Raw genomic sequence first — 15,122 nt, forward strand, 5'->3', positions numbered from 1 at the left:
TGGGTCCAACGAATCGCGCGATGGGAAAGACGATGCTGGCGAAGATCTGGGACGAGCACATCGTCGCCGCCGGCGAGGGCGAGCCCGACCTGCTCTACGTCGATCTCCACCTCGTCCACGAGGTGACGTCGCCGCAAGCCTTCGAGAGCTTGCGCCTGGCCAACCGGCGGGTCCGCCGGCCCGACCTCACCGTCGCGACCATGGACCACGATGTGCCGACCCGCGGCGGGCGGGCGGCAGCCGACGAGATCGCGGAACGCCAGATGTCGGCCCTGGAAGCCAACTGCCGGCGGGAGGGAATCGCGCTGTACGGCATGGGCCACGCCCGCCAGGGGATCGTCCATGTCATCGGGCCCGAGCTCGGCCTTACCCAGCCAGGCCTGTTGATCGTGTGCGGCGACTCGCACACCTCGACCCACGGCGCGTTCGGCGCGCTCGCCTTCGGCATCGGGACGTCCGAGGTCGAGCACGTCCTTGCCACGCAGTGCTTGCGGCAACGCCGGCCGAAGACGATGGCCGTCACCGTCGATGGCGACCTGCCCATGGGCGTCACGGCCAAGGATGTGGCGCTCGGCATCATCGCCCGGATTGGCGTCGACGGTGGCCGCGGGCATGTCATCGAATACCGCGGGTCGACGATCCGCGCGTTGTCGATGGAGGGGCGGATGACGGTCTGCAACATGACGATCGAAGGTGGCGCGCGCGCGGGGATGGTGGCGCCTGATGAGACGACCTTTACCTATTTGAAAGGGCGACCGCATGCGCCCCGCGGCCAGCAATGGGAGGAGGCGGTCGCGCGCTGGAAGGCCCTGCCGACCGAAGCGGGCGCGGAATTCGACCAGGATGTGTCGATCGACGCTGGGCGGCTCGAGCCATATGTGACCTGGGGCACCAATCCCGGGCAGTCTGTGCCGGTGACCGGCAGTGTGCCCAACCCGGCAACCGAGACCGATGAGCGGGCGCTGGCCTACATGGCGCTCGAGCCCGGAACGAAGATCGAGGCCATCGCGATCGATCGCGTCTTCATCGGCTCCTGCACGAACGCCCGCCTCGAGGACCTCCGCCTGGCGGCAACGGTCATACGCGGCCAGACGGTGCATCCCACGGTACGGGCGATGGTCGTGCCGGGCTCCGTCAGCGTAAAGCAGCAGGCGGAGGCCGAAGGACTGGATGCCGTGTTTCGCGAGGCAGGCTTCGAGTGGCGCGATGCGGGCTGCTCCATGTGTCTCGGCATGAATCCCGACATCCTCGGGCCGGGCGAGCGCTGCGCATCGACGAGCAACCGCAATTTCGAAGGCCGGCAGGGGAGCGGAGGCCGCACCCACCTGGTCAGCCCGCCGATGGCGGCCGCGGCGGCGATCGCCGGCCACCTGGTCGACGTGAGGGAATTCTCGAGGAACTGATGGAACCCTTCACCCGCGTCACCGGCGTTCTCGCCCCGCTCGACCGGGCAAACGTCGACACCGATCAGATCATCCCCAAGCAATTTCTCAAGCGGATCGAACGCTCCGGTTACGGCCCCTTCCTTTTTTACGACTGGCGCCGCGTTGGCGACTTCATCCTGGACAAACCGGAGTACCGGGGCGCGCAGGTGATGGTGACCGGCGCGAACTTCGGTTGCGGATCGTCGCGCGAGCACGCGGCCTGGTCGTTGCTCGACGCCGGGTTTCGCGTCGTGATCGCGCCGTCCTTTGGCGACATCTTTAAGAGCAACAGTTTTCGCAGCGGCCTGCTCCCGGTCGAGCTCCCGGAGCCTCAGGTTGCGGAACTCATGCGTCTCGCCACCGAGGAGCCCGGGATGGAGGTCACCGTCGACCTCGCGGCCCAGCGGATTGGCGCGGGCGGATTCGAGACGTCGTTTAAGATCGACCCGTTCTACCGCGAGTGCCTGCTCAACGGTTGGGATGAGGTTGCGCTGACGCTGCGGCGGGAGACCGATATCGCGCGCTACGAGACCGCCCGCCCGGCCTGGCTTCCGGCAGCAACCCCTTAGTCGCTCACACGAGCAGTGACTCGAGCCGGGCCGCCGCCTGTGCCGGTGGATCTGTTGCGCGCAGTCGAGCGGAATGCTTCGCGGCCTTACGGCCCATCTCCTGATCGGCGAGCGACCGTTTCACGGCGGCGCCAATAGTTTCGGCGGTTGCCTGCGCGCACGGCACGACCTCGGCGACACCGAGCGCCTCGGCCCTGGCGGCGACGCCGGGCTGATCACGGCCCCATGGAACCAGCACCATCGGCTTCCCGTGCCACAGCGCCTTCATCACGCTTCCGTGCCCTGCGTGGCTGACGAGCAGTGCCGCTTGCCCCAACACGGCCGAATGCGAAACGGTCTTCTCGACCCGCGCATTCGATGGATGCGCCGTGAGCTCTGAGGGCTCGTGTTCCGGTCCGAGCGTGACGAGAACTCGGACGCGCTCATCGGCGAGCGCGCGACCGGCCGCGTCGGCGAGCACGACGTCATCCTGACGCTGCGAGCTGATCGAAACAAGAACCCACGGATCGCCGGGTTCTTGAAGGTAGCGTGGACGTTCTCGAGGTGGCTCCCAGATGCCAAGCGGTCCGACGTAGTGGTGCCGAGACGGCAGGCGATCAAACGAGTAGTCGAAGACCTGGTCCGTGGCGTGCAACACGAGGTCCGCTGACTCGAGCAGTTCCGCGTAGCGCGTGATCAGGGGGATCGCCCGCGGGCCAAAGTCCTCCTCAACCGGGCGCGGCGGGTTGGGGCCGATGTAAAAGGTGCTGTTGACGACCGCCCATGGACACGGCGGGCAGGTGGCGTCAACCGCCTCGACGCCAAAGAGGGAGGTGACGATGGCGGTCGGTTTATGGCGCTCGATCGACAGCGCGATCGGCTCCGCCACGTCATGAGCCCAGACGGTCATAGCGCGCTGAAGCATCGGACCGGCCTTTGCCAGATCGCTCCCCGACGCCTGCATCGCCTCCTGGACCACGCTCGCCAGGCGAGGACCGAGATCGACCTCTGTCGGTAGGACCTCGACGTCCACCTGGAGTGGAAGGAGCGTGCGCTGCACCGACGCATCACCGATAAAGGTGATCTCGTGGCCCCGCTCACGCAACGCCAGGCTGGCGGCCACGAGCGGCGGCAAGTCGCCGCCGGCGCCACCCGTCGCGACGACGAGGATCTCGCCCACCGGTCAATGATGCGCCGATTCGCCCGTAGGCTTCAGTAACGCTTGGCTTTTTTACGGCGTTCACGATGTAAACGCCCTGGGTGCGCCATTCGTAGTACAGGTGAACAAGGAGAACACGCTGACCAGTGCTGATCGTCCGTGGTTCGAAGCGCACGTTCGGTTACTGGCGCGTCCCGCCTACCAGTTCAGCCTGATGCTTACCCAGAATCCCGCCATCGCCGAGGAGGTCCTGCAAGAGGCCTTGACCCAACTCTGGGCGTCGCCCGCCACGCCCTCAGAGCTGGCCGACTTCCGGCGCTACCTCTATCGAATCGTGTCGAGCCGTGCCACCGATTACCACCGGCGCCAGGCGCTCGCCCGGCGGATCCGTTTCTGGGCGCCCGAGGCGCCCGACCCAATGGCGGTGATCGAGCGGCGGGTCGGTGACCAGGAAATGGGCCGGCTGCTCCGCTCCCTGTCTCCGCGCGAACGTCAGGTCGCCTACCTCTATTACTTCGAAGACCAGCCGGCCGATGAGATCAGCCGCGCGCTCGGCATCAAGCCTGCGACGGTGCGTGTCCTGTTGCATCGCACGGTGCAGAAGCTTCGCCGCCTGGGTCCCGAACTCAACATCCAGGAGCAGTCAAACTGATGGAAAAGGATTCCGCGGGCGAAGGCCGCCTCCGCCGCTATGCGCAGGCGTTTCGGCGCGAGGCCAACCCGCCGGCCGATCTGGCGACCAGCCTCGTGACCCGCCTCACAACCCGGGGGTCGTCGAGCCGTTTTGGCGCGTTGCCGGCCTTCGCCGCGGCTGCCGGCGTCCTGGTCCTTGGATTGGTGATCGCCTTCGGCGCGATGCAGCTGCGAGCCATGGGCCGTCCATCGCACGGGCCACCCATCACCCTGACCACGGCGACACCGAGCGCAAGCCCCGACATGACGCCGACGCCCTCACCGTCGCCAACAGCAACGCCAACCCCGCCGGCGGCGCCGCCGTCCGGTGCCGTGCCTCAGGGAGTCCCCGCGCTGGCGTCGATTCAAATGGTCGGTCCGAGCCTGGGCTGGGCGGTTGGCTCGCACGCCATCTACACGACCAGCGACGGAACCCACTGGACGAAGCAGTATTCCTCAACCGAGACCTTTGTCGGCGTGGACTTCATCAGCACGACGACCGGCTGGGTTGTAGGTGGCCAGTCGTTACTCGGAACCACCGATGGTGGACGCAGCTGGCACCAGCTCGGCGAGGGCCGGCAGTGGATCCGTTCGGTGCACTTCGTCAGCCCCAGCCAGGGCTGGGGAATTGCCGGCGGCAACGAGCCGCTGATCATGCATGGCGTCCTGATGCCCAGCAGCGCCGGCAGCGTGGTCGTCTCGACTGACGGCGGCCGGTCGTGGACCGACCTCCACACCCCGCGCGACCCACAGTCGGTGTGCTTCAGTGACAGCGGCCATGGATGGCTGGCGACCCTGTCCGGGACGGTGTACCGCAGTCAGAACGGCGGCCAGACCTGGAGCCAGGCGCTGCAGATGGCGCGCAGCGATCCCGGTCTTTCGGGATGGGCGCGCGTCGAGTGCGCCGCGCCGTCGGCGCTATGGGTGCAGTGGGTTCCGGGTGGTGCGGCGGCCGGCCATGCGCCATACGTGGTCTATGCCACGACGAATGGCCAGACCTGGCGCACGGTGATGGCTGAGGCCGGTACGATCGGCAACGCAATGCCTGGTGTTCCGGCCGGTCCCGGTTCCTACCCCGGAAGCTTCAGCGTCGTCGATCCGTCCGACGCCGTCTTCGTGGGTGACACGCCGCCGGCCAACGCCGCCTCGTGCATGATCGCTACCGGCGGTGGCGCCACGCTAAAGAGCACGGGGCAAGTCAACGGTGCGTGGCAGACCTTCGATGCGGCCTTCGTGAACACCTCTACGGGCTGGGTGCTCGCCGTCGACGGCAACGGTCACGACGTCATCGTACGGACGAACGATGGTGGCTACCACTGGTCGCAGCAGCTGGCCGTCGCCGGCTAGACTTCCGGCTGGAAACGGTCGCTCGCGGACGTAGGAAGATCGGCCTCCAGCCGTTGTTCTGGCTTGGTCGCTCTGCTCGTCGGGCTTTCGGCACTTCCTTGGGTCGCCGGCGGATTGTTCTTCTATAACGCGGTGCGGGCAGCGCCTGCGGCCCACGCCTACCAGCAGGCGTCGCCGTGCGCGGCTGACCCGTCGGCTGGTAACTGCGTCCAGCTGGTCCACGGGACGATCACTGCGGTCGACACCCAGGCAGGACGGGGAACGCTGACGACCAATTTCTCCGTTGGGCTTCCGACCCGTATACAGCCTGGCCGGATGACGACCTTCCTGGTTAGGCCGCCTTCTTGGCTGGAGCGCGGCGAGGCCGTTGACGTCACGCTCTACGAGGGGAAAATCACCCAGGTCAGCGATAACGGCTCGCAAGCGGACACCGACGTCAACCCGGTGGTGCACCTGCATGACTTGCTCATCAGTGGGTCAATGTGTCTCGTCTTTTGGGCTCGTCCTCGAGGGCGGCATCCTCATCAGTGTGCTACGAGGACGGAAAGGCTCAGGCGAGCCGCCGGGCTAACGCGGGGCCGCCGACGCTACCAGTTCGTGGCGATGTACTTCGTCTCGAGAAACTCCATCAGTCCCTCGTGCGCGCCTTCCCGGCCGATGCCGCTTTGTTTGACCCCGCCGAACGGGGCGGCCGGGTCGGAGATGAAGCCGCGATTGAGCCCGACCATCCCGGACTCGATCGCCTCGGCGATCGCGAGGCCTTTGGCCAGGTCGCGCGTATAGACGTAAGAGGCGAGGCCACGGTCGGTCCGATTCGCAAACTCGATGGCTTCGTTGACATCGCGGAAGGTCACGACCGGAGCAATCGGCCCGAAGATTTCCTCCTTGAGGATGTGCTCATCGGGTGGAACCTCGCTTAGGACGGTAGGCGGGACGAAATACCCCGGGCGGCTCGGCGCCTTGCCTCCTGTGAGCACCCGGGCCCCATGCCCCGCCGCTTCCGCAACCAGTCCCAGCATCTTCTCGCGCGCCGGCTCGTTGATCACCGGTCCGACTTTGACGTCGGGATCCATGCCTGATCCGACCGCTAACGCGCCCATGGTCCGGGCCAGCATTGTCGAGAACTTCTCGGCGACCGGCGCCTCGACGTAGAACCGGTTCGCGGCGATGCACGACTGCCCCGAGTTTCGCATCTTGGCGACCATCGCACCCTCGAGCGCGGCATCCAGGTCAGCGTCCGCCAGCACGATGAACGGCGCGTTGCCGCCCAGCTCCATCGAGCAGCTGATCACGTTCTCCGCCGCCTGCGCCAGCAGGAGGCGCCCCACCTCGGTCGAGCCCGTGAAGGAGAGCTTGCGCACCCGCGGATCCTCGAGCATGGCCTTGACCACTTCCGACGACCGCTTCGACGAGATTACGTTGACGACGCCCTTTGGCACGCCGGCCTGCTCGAGGAGGTCCGCGATCGCCAGCGCCGTCAGCGGCGTTTCCGATGCCGGCTTCAACACGACGGTGCAACCGGCGGCCAGGGCGGGCCCGATCTTCCGGGTCGCCATCGCCGCCGGAAAATTCCACGGCGTGACCAGCACGGACACACCGATGGGCTGGTGCTCGACGAGGATGCGGTTGGCGCCGCTGGGCGAGATGGACACCGAGCCGATATTCCGCACGGCTTCTTCGGAGAACCAGCGGAAGAACTCGGCTGCGTAGGCAACCTCGCCGCGTGCCTCGCCCATCGGCTTGCCGTTCTCGCGGACCATCAACTCCGCGAGCCTTTCCTGGTCGCGGATCATCAGCTCGAAGCCTTTGCGCAGGATCTCGGCGCGCTGCCGTGGCGGCCTGGCGGCCCAGGACCGGAACGCGTCAGCGGCCGCCTGCACGGCGGCGAGCGCATCCTGCACCGAGGCGCTGGCGACGGTCGCGATCACCTCGCCCGTCGCCGGGTCCTGGACGTCGATCCGCTGGCCGTCGGAGGCCGGTCTCCAGGACCCATTGATATAGAGGTCGGTGTGGCGAACGGAGATCAGCTCGCTGACCGGGGTCATTTCATTGATTTTCGCACGGTCTCGACGATCCGCTCGACCGATGGCATGGCCACGGCTCAAGGTTAACGAATGTCAGGAGGCGGACCGGTCGATTGGCGCACTACCAGCTCGGGGGCGAGCCGTCGAGACGCCGGCGGCGGGCCGGGCGAGGTGAGCATTTGGACGAGAAACTGGGCGGCGGTCCGGCCGATTTCCTCGCGCTGTTGACGGATGGAGGTGAGGGGGGGCACGATGCGGTCATCGTGTGGCAAATCGTGATAGCCGATCATCGACAGGTCCCTCGGAGCCAGCAAGCCTCGTTCCTCCGCCGCGGTCAGCGCGCCGAAGGCCATCAGGTCGTGATGGGCGAAGATGCCGGTTGGCCGCGGTCCCTTGCGATCGAGGAGCTTTCCCATCAGGAAACGACCTTCTTCGGGCGATCCCGTGGGAGCCGTGGAGCGAACGACGACTTCCACCGCGCCCGCCGCCGCAACCGTCTTGCTGAAGCCGCGGGCACGCAAGATGCAGGAGTTGAGGTCCGGCGGTCCGCGCAGTTGGGCGACGCGCCGGTGCCCGAGCGAGAGGAGATGTTTAGCCGCCAGCACGCCGCCAAGGAAGTCGTCATTAGTGGCGGCCGGCAGGCGAATCCCGGGAACCTCCTGAACGACCAGCACAAGCGGGATGCCCTGACGCCGGATCCGGCGCAGCCTGGGTGCGTCGCGGATTCGCGCGCCGGTCAGGATGATGGCGTCGACCCGCCGGCTCAGGAGGTGATTGAGGATCCGATCCAGGCGTGCCGAATCGCCCTGCGTCTCCGAGATCAATGACATCAGACCGGCCCGCTCCAGCTCGTTGGCGATGCCACGGAGGACCGGGCCAATGTTGGGATTCCCCAGGTTGGCGGTGACCACCGCGACGGTATTCGTGCGACCGCGCTTCAAGCCACTGGCCACCATGTCCGGCTGGTATCCCATCCTCTTCGCGACGGCCTGGACATGCTTCCGGGTGTCGATGCTGACCCGCCGCACAGTCGCGGGATCGAGCGCGCGGGACACGGTCGAATAGTGCACCCCCGCGGCACGAGCAACCTCCTCCAGGGTCACGATCGTCCGTCCCCGGCGCGCGTTGCGCTCGCCCACCCCGTCGCCCCTCCCTGACATGCCCCAGGCGCTCGGCGCCTGGCCCAACGTTAACCCCTTGTGAAGCGATCTGCATCGGGAGCAACGCTCGGCAACCCGTTAAGGGCACGGTTAACGAATGACAAACGTTTGGCGCAAGAGAGAACTTGTCAAGCCAAACGTTTGACAGATCAAATGACATGTGGCTAGCATGACGCTCAGCGAGGGGTTCGCGACGTGCTATCCCCGAGTGCCAGGGCGGCGAAGGGGGCGGCGATATGGATACCGGCGCAGAGCGGTTGTCTGTAGCGCCGCTCCGCCTTGGTGCGATGTCGGGGATGCCGTCCGCCAGCGCCGGGTCTGCGCGAGCTTCAGGCCGCAGGCCCTGGTGGTCAGCTGCTTCAATGTGACCGGCATGCTCGCTTCCTCCAAGTGTGTGTCGATGGTTGTGTCAGGGCTGGCCCTGGTTCTGTCAGCGTGCAGCAGCTCATCGGCGAATACCACCGCATCACCCCAGGCGCCGATCTCGATCGGCGTGTCCGTATCGCTGAGTGGCGACTTTTCGGCCGACGGAAAGGCGCTGGAGCAGGGATACGACCTCTGGATGCAGGACGTCAACAGGAAGGGCGGACTGCTCGGTCACCCGGTGACGATGAAATACGTCGACGACGCCAGCAGCCAGCAGCAGGTGGTGACGAACTATACAAACCTGATCACCCAGGACAAGGTGGCGCTGGTCTTCGGACCGTTCAGCTCGCTTCTGACGATCCCGGGCTCCGCCGTCACCGATCGCTTTGGCTACGCGTTCCCAGAGCCGGCGGGCGGCGGTCCCAAGGTCTTCGACCGCGGCCTGAAATCCATCTTCTTCGTGCAGCCGGCGGCCATCGAAGACAACCTCGTGAGCTACACCAAATGGCTGCTGGCGCTCCCCAGCGACCAGCGCCCGAAGACGGCGGCCTATGCGACGCAGGATGATCCCTTCACCGAGCCGCAAGTTGACAAGGCCAAGGCCCTGCTCGAGGCCGGCGGGATCACCACGCCATCCGGCGGGTACAAGGTGTATCCGGCGGAGGCGACTGACGTCACGGCGATCGCCATGCAGATGATCCACGCGAATGCCGACGTCGTCATCCTCGGGACACAGCTGTCAGACGCTGTCGCCTTCATCAAGGTCTTCCAACAGCAGCACTACAACCCCAGGTCGCTGGTCGAAACGACCGGCCCAGACCAGGGGAAGGACTTCTCCGACAAGGTCGGCGCCGCGGCGGAGGGCGTGATGGTGCCCGCGGGCTGGACCCCCAATGCCAAGGCCTACGGCACCAGCCAGTTTGTCCGCGAGTTCGTCGCCAAATACGGCGGTCAGGCGGGAGACCTCAGCGCCGACGCCGCCGAGGCCTACAGCGTCGGCCAGGTAGTCGAGCAGGCGGCCAAAAAGGCGAACAGCATCGAAAATTCGAAGCTGATCACCGCATTGCATTCGGGAACCTACCAGACGATCCAGGGCCCTATGTCTTTCGACAGCACGGGGAAGCCGCAGGGTGGCGTGGGGGTGAACATCGAACAGTGGCAGTCGCGACTGGCGATCCTTGTTTATCCGCCCGCAGTAGCGGGTGCCAGGCCCGAGTATCCGAAGCCGAACTGGCCTTAGTTACGCTGTGGGCGGCTGACAGCTCATGCCCACTGAGCCACTTGTGCGGATGCCACGAGGCTACGGCATCCTTTTGTAGCAATCGTCCGTGGCGTGAAGCGGCTGCAACCGATAGCGTGGGTATCTCACATTGGGGTACGCGGGCTTGTACGACTCGCGCTTCGAGCACGACGCCTGCGGGATCGGTTTCGTCGCTGACGCTGGAGGGCGAGCCAGCCGAGGAATCGTCGAGTCCGCCCTCGCGGCGCTGCATCGTGTCCGCCATCGCGGAGCGGTGGCCGCGGATCACCGGTCAGGCGACGGCGCGGGCCTCCTGCTGGCCATTCCCGATGCCTTCTTTCGCGACTGGATGCAGCAGGCCGCGATCAATGTCGAGCCGGGCGTCCGGCTTGGGGTGGCCGTCGTCTTCCTCTCGAATGCCCCCGGCGCCGACGGTCACAATCAACGACGTCTGACGCGGCGGCTGTTCGACGAGGCCTGTCGCGCCGAGCAGCTCGACCTGATCGATTGGCGTCCGGTGCCGGTCGAACCGGCGGCGCTCGGCGATCTGGCCCGCTCGACCGCCCCGCAAATCGAGCAGGCCGTCGTCGCTGTCGGCGACTCAGTGTCGAGTTCCGATGCCGAGGCGCGCTGTTACCGGACGCGCAAGCGCGTCGAGCGCTCCGTTCGGGCGGCGAGCCTGGGTGTCTATGTGGCGTCGATGTCGTTTCGGACCCTGACGTATAAGGCGATGTGCGCCGCCGACCAGCTGGCCGCCTTCTACCCCGACCTTCGCGACCAGCGATTCATCGCCCCCTTCGCGATCTTCCACCAGCGCTACAGTACGAACACCGCGCCCTCGTGGGAGCGGGCTCAGCCGTTCCGGATGCTGTGCCACAACGGCGAGATCAACACCATCCAGGGCAACGTCAACCGGATGCGTGCCCGCGAGGGTCGTCTTGGTGCCAAGGTGTGGGCCGACGAGGGCTTGCTGGTGCCGGTCATCGATGAGCGCGGATCCGACTCGGCGATGCTCGACAATGCGCTCGAGCTGCTGGTCCGCGGTGGCCGCGACGTGCGCCAGGGTCTGGCCATGCTCGTGCCGGAAGCCTGGGAGGGCTTCGACGTCGATCCGGCGGTCCGCGATTTCTATCGCTACCACGCGTGCTTGATTGAACCCTGGGACGGGCCTGCTGGCCTGGTCTTCACCGACGGAATGCGGGTGGGTGCCGTCCTGGACCGCAACGGCCTGCGGCCGCTGCGTTACGCCGTCTGCGAGGACGGACTGATCGCCTGCGCCTCGGAAGCCGGCGCCGTTGATGTTGACGGACATGGCCGCGTCCGGCGCGGGAAACTGGGGCCGGGTGAGATGCTCTGCGTCGATCCCGAGCGCGGCGGGCTGGAGGAAAACGACGTCATCAAGAGCCGGCTCGCCGCCCAAGAGCCGTACGGTCGCTGGTTGGACGACAACCTGCAGTCGCTCGAGCCCGGGGAACCCGACGAAGCGATCCCGCCAGACCTGGTGGCCCGCCAGGCCGCCTTCGGCTACACGAAGGAGGAGTTCACCTACGTGCTGCGACCGATGGCGACCCAGGGCAAGGAGCCGATCTTCTCCATGGGCGACGACACGGCGCTCTCGGTGCTGGCCGGGCCGTCGCGTCTTCTCTACAGCTATTTCAAGCAGCGCTTCGCGCAAGTGACGAACCCGCCGATCGACCATCTCCGGGAGCGCCTTGTGATGTCGCTGCGCAGCTATCTGGGACCGCCGGCCCCGCTGCTCTCGACCGGACCCGCTGCCGCACGACTGGTGCAGCTCGATTCGTTCGTCCTCTATCCCTCAGGACTCGAGGCGGTGCGCGCGCTCGGCACTCCTTTTGCGTCGAGCGACCTAGATGCGACCTTCGCGGTTGCCGACGGACCGTCCGGATTGCGGGCGGCCTGCGAGCGGCTCGCGCAGGATGCCGTGCGCGCCGCGCGCTTTGGGGCGTCCATCCTGATCGTTTCGGATCGCGATGCCGGGCCCGAGCGGGCGCCGATCCCGGCGCTGCTCGCCGTCGGAACCGTGCACCACCATCTCATGCGCCAGGGTCTGCGCGGGCGGACCAGCCTGGTCATCGAGACGGATGAGGCTCGCGAGGTTCATCATGTCGTCTGCCTGCTGGGCTATGGCGCACAGGCGATCTGCCCGCGTCTCGGCATGGCATCGATCAGGGCGCTGGCCGCGGCCGGCCATCTGAAAGGGGAGGCTGCCGACGGCCGGGGCGCGCAGGAGCATTACGTCAAAGCGCTCGAGGATGGCACCCTCAAGGTGCTCGCCAAGATGGGCATCTCGACGCTCGATGGCTACCAGGGGGCGCAGATCTTCGAAATCATCGGCCTGGATGCCGACGTGGTCGACCTCGGCTTTGCCGGGACACCGTCTCCGGTGGGCGGCGCGACATTCACCGATATCGCCGAGCAGGTGCTGGCGAATCATGCCGTCGGGTTTGGGACCGCGTCGCCGGCCCTGGTGAGTCCTGGCTTCTTCAAGCATCACAAGCAGGGGACCGAATATCACGCGACGAACCCCGATGTCGTCGATGCACTCCATGACGCCGTGCCGGCAAAGGACGTGGCCGCGGCTCCGGCAGAAGAGCCGGCGCCGTTAGCGCTGGCATCGGTCAAGGCCTCCCCCAATGGCGCAGGGGAGATGCCGACGAAAGAGATGGCCGCCGCACACGCGCTGCAGCGCGCGGTGGCGACCGGACCCGACGGCAGCGGCTTCGCCTCGTACGAGAAGTTTGCCCGGCTGGTCAACGACCGACCGCCGACCTATCCAAGAGACCTGCTGGCGATGCGACCGGCCGGCCCGGCATTACCGCTCAATGAGGTCGAGCCCGCCACCGCGATCCTGCGGCGGTTCTCGACCGGCGCCATGTCGCACGGCTCCATCGCCGCGGAGGCGCACGAGACGATCGCGATCGCGATGAACCGGCTCGGCGGAAAGAGCAACACCGGCGAGGGGGGCGAGGACCCAGCGCGATATCGCACGAAGGGTCTGCCGATCGACCGCAACTCGCGGATCAAGCAGGTGGCGTCGGGGCGATTCGGGGTCACGCCCGAGTACTGCGTCTTCGCCGATGAGTTGCAGATCAAGATGGCGCAGGGATCGAAGCCCGGCGAGGGCGGCCAGCTGCCGGGCCACAAGGCGACTGCCGAGATCGCACGCCTACGCCATACCCAGCAAGGAATTGCCCTGATCTCGCCGCCGCCGCACCACGACATCTATTCCATCGAAGACCTGGCCCAGCTGATCTACGACCTCAAGCAGGTCAATCCCCTGGCGGCCGTGTCCGTCAAGCTCGTCGCCGAGGCCGGCGTTGGGACGATCGCCGCCGGCGTGGTCAAGGGCCTGGCCGACGTGGTGCATATCGCCGGCATGGACGGCGGGACGGGCGCCAGCCCGCTGTCGTCGATCAAGAACGCCGGGATGCCCTGGGAGATTGGCCTGGCAGAAACGCAACAGACGCTCCGGATCAACGACCTGCGCCATCGGGTTCGCCTGCGCGTCGATGGCGGAATCAAGTCCGGTCGGGACGTGGTCATTTCCGCACTGCTGGGCGCCGACGAGTACAGCTTTGGCACGGCGGCGCTGCTGGCCGAGGGTTGCATCATGGTGCGCACCTGCCACCTGGACACCTGCCCGGTGGGGATTGCGACCCAGCGTCCGGAACTGCGGGCCAAGTTCGCCGGGACGCCGGAGATGCTCGAGGCCTATCTGACGCACGTCGCCGAGGAGATCCGCCACATCCTGGCAGGACTCGGCCTGCGCAGACTTGACGACGCGATTGGCCGGACGGACTTGCTGTCGCAGCGCATCACGGGGGACGCGCATGCTGACCGCCTGGACCTTTCACCGCTGCTGAGCGACGAGGGCTCGGAACCACGCCGGTTCGTTGGCTCGATTCCGCTGCAGCGACCGTCGTCCGCGCTGGGCGATCGCGTTTGCCTGGACGCACTGACCGCAGTCCTTACCGGCGCCGATGTGCGCGCCAGCTACCCGATCGAAAATTCCGACCGGTCGGTCGGGGCGCGGTTGGGGGGTGCGCTGGCGCGGGAGTGCGGGGCGTCGCCGCCGGCCGGGTCGGCATCCTTCACGTTTACGGGGTCGGCCGGCCAGAGCTTCGGGGCATTCCTCACCGACGGCATCGAGTTCGTCTTGATCGGTGAGGCGAACGATTACGTGGGAAAGGGAATGGGAGGTGGGCGAATCATCCTGCGCCCGCCTGCCAACGATGCGGGCGATCCCCACCTGCTCGGCAACACCGTTCTCTACGGCGCGACCGGAGGCGAGCTCTTCTGCGCCGGGAAAGCGGGTGAGCGCTTCGCGGTTCGCAACAGCGGCGCCTCGGCGGTGGTCGAGGGCGTAGGGGAGCATGGAGCCGAATACATGACCGGCGGCACCCTGGTGGTGCTCGGCCCGGTGGGCCACAACCTCGGCGCAGGAATGACGGGCGGCGAAGTCTTCGTCTACGACGACGGGATTGGCGTGCCCGCGATGGTGAATCCCGAGCTGGTCGACGTCCATCGGCTCAGCGGGGAGCACCAGCTCCTCGCGGAGCAGGGTCTGCGGTTACGCGCGCTGATCGAGGAGCACGCGAGGTACACAGGGTCGTCGGTGGCCCGCGCCATCCTCGATGACTGGCACGCGGCGCTGCATCGGTTCTGGAGAGTCGCACCGAAGGCCGACGTCGCCCTCATCGAAAACGCCCACGAGGGCACGGTCGCCTCGCGAGCGTAGACCCTCGCCAGCGGCTGACGTCGGCGACGCCGACCCTCGCAGGCGGCTGACGTCGGCGACGCCGACTGTCGCAAGCGGCTGACGGCGGCGCACCCTCCGGACTGCTCGAGGGGCCGGCCTACTCAGTCTGAATCGGCTACAGATTAGCCGGCGTAAACGCCTCCGCCGTTCGTGCCGAGATCCCATTCCCCAAAGTGGGTCGATCATAGGTTCAGCGGCCCGACCCCTCTGCGGCGGTCCGGAGGGCGACCCGCGCCGCCTCGCCGCCTGCGGCGCCGGTCGTCGCGCCGAGGGGACCGCGTGGACCGGGCCGTAACGCTCACTGTGCAATCGCCAACAAGAGGTACCTGCGCCTTCCCGCCGTTTGCGCATCTCGCCGATGCCCAGGCGATCAATCCTGGTTCCGCTCAGGACCGAGGGATT

Annotated in this window: 9 protein-coding genes; 6 read left to right on the top strand and 3 right to left on the bottom strand. The window is 66.9% G+C overall.

Annotation, left to right across the window (positions count from 1 at the left end; translation table 11 throughout):
* Positions 1-20 precede the first annotated feature (20 nt).
* Together leuC and leuD are read left to right on the top strand one after the other, a co-directional pair.
* Positions 21-1,403 (top strand): 3-isopropylmalate dehydratase large subunit, encoded by a 1,383-nt coding sequence (gene leuC / locus VHK65_00720; protein ID HVS04675.1) that lies wholly within the window; start codon positions 21-23, stop codon positions 1,401-1,403.
* Positions 1,403-1,993, top strand: a complete 591-nt coding sequence (gene leuD, locus VHK65_00725; protein HVS04676.1) for a 3-isopropylmalate dehydratase small subunit — start codon at positions 1,403-1,405, stop codon at positions 1,991-1,993. Before leuC ends, leuD begins: the two co-directional genes overlap by 1 nt.
* A gap of 4 nt (positions 1,994-1,997) precedes the next feature.
* On the opposite strand, the gene VHK65_00730 is transcribed toward leuD, so the two are convergent.
* On the bottom strand, positions 1,998-3,152 hold the full coding sequence (locus VHK65_00730) for a nucleotide disphospho-sugar-binding domain-containing protein (GenBank protein ID HVS04677.1): 1,155 nt from the start codon (positions 3,150-3,152) through the stop codon (positions 1,998-2,000).
* Positions 3,153-3,252: 100 nt separating this feature from the next.
* Between VHK65_00730 and VHK65_00735 the strand changes: the two genes are divergently transcribed.
* Together VHK65_00735 and VHK65_00740 are read left to right on the top strand one after the other, a co-directional pair.
* On the top strand, positions 3,253-3,783 hold the full coding sequence (locus tag VHK65_00735; GenBank protein HVS04678.1) for a sigma-70 family RNA polymerase sigma factor: 531 nt from the start codon (positions 3,253-3,255) through the stop codon (positions 3,781-3,783).
* On the top strand, positions 3,783-5,150 hold the full coding sequence (locus VHK65_00740) for a YCF48-related protein (GenBank protein HVS04679.1): 1,368 nt from the start codon (positions 3,783-3,785) through the stop codon (positions 5,148-5,150). The genes VHK65_00735 and VHK65_00740 overlap by 1 nt, the downstream gene beginning before the upstream one ends.
* Before the next feature lie 587 nt (positions 5,151-5,737).
* Here the strand turns inward: VHK65_00740 and VHK65_00745 are convergent.
* Entirely contained in the window at positions 5,738-7,195 is a 1,458-nt protein-coding gene (locus VHK65_00745) for an NAD-dependent succinate-semialdehyde dehydrogenase (GenBank protein HVS04680.1), read from the bottom strand.
* Between the two features lie 62 nt (positions 7,196-7,257).
* Positions 7,258-8,361, bottom strand: coding sequence for a LacI family DNA-binding transcriptional regulator (locus VHK65_00750; protein ID HVS04681.1), 1,104 nt, complete (start codon positions 8,359-8,361; stop codon positions 7,258-7,260).
* Positions 8,362-8,734: 373 nt separating this feature from the next.
* Between VHK65_00750 and VHK65_00755 the strand changes: the two genes are divergently transcribed.
* Positions 8,735-9,940 carry an amino acid ABC transporter substrate-binding protein gene (locus VHK65_00755; GenBank protein HVS04682.1) on the top strand — a complete coding sequence of 402 codons (1,206 nt, stop codon included), beginning with the start codon at positions 8,735-8,737 and terminating at the stop codon, positions 9,938-9,940.
* Between the two features lie 145 nt (positions 9,941-10,085).
* Complete coding sequence (locus VHK65_00760; protein ID HVS04683.1) at positions 10,086-14,699, top strand: glutamate synthase-related protein; 4,614 nt, start codon at positions 10,086-10,088, stop codon at positions 14,697-14,699.
* Positions 14,700-15,122 lie beyond the last annotated feature (423 nt).

This window comes from Candidatus Dormiibacterota bacterium, assembly GCA_035544955.1.
Lineage (GTDB): Bacteria > Chloroflexota > Dormibacteria > CF-121 > CF-121 > CF-13.

Coding starts and splice junctions, on each gene's coding strand:
- leuC (HVS04675.1), top strand. CDS start 21: ATGGGAAAGACGATGCTGGCGAAGATCTGGGACGAGCACATCGTCGCC.
- leuD (HVS04676.1), top strand. CDS start 1,403: ATGGAACCCTTCACCCGCGTCACCGGCGTTCTCGCCCCGCTCGACCGG.
- VHK65_00740 (HVS04679.1), top strand. CDS start 3,783: ATGGAAAAGGATTCCGCGGGCGAAGGCCGCCTCCGCCGCTATGCGCAG.
- VHK65_00745 (HVS04680.1), bottom strand. CDS start 7,195: ATGACCCCGGTCAGCGAGCTGATCTCCGTTCGCCACACCGACCTCTAT.
- VHK65_00755 (HVS04682.1), top strand. CDS start 8,735: ATGGTTGTGTCAGGGCTGGCCCTGGTTCTGTCAGCGTGCAGCAGCTCA.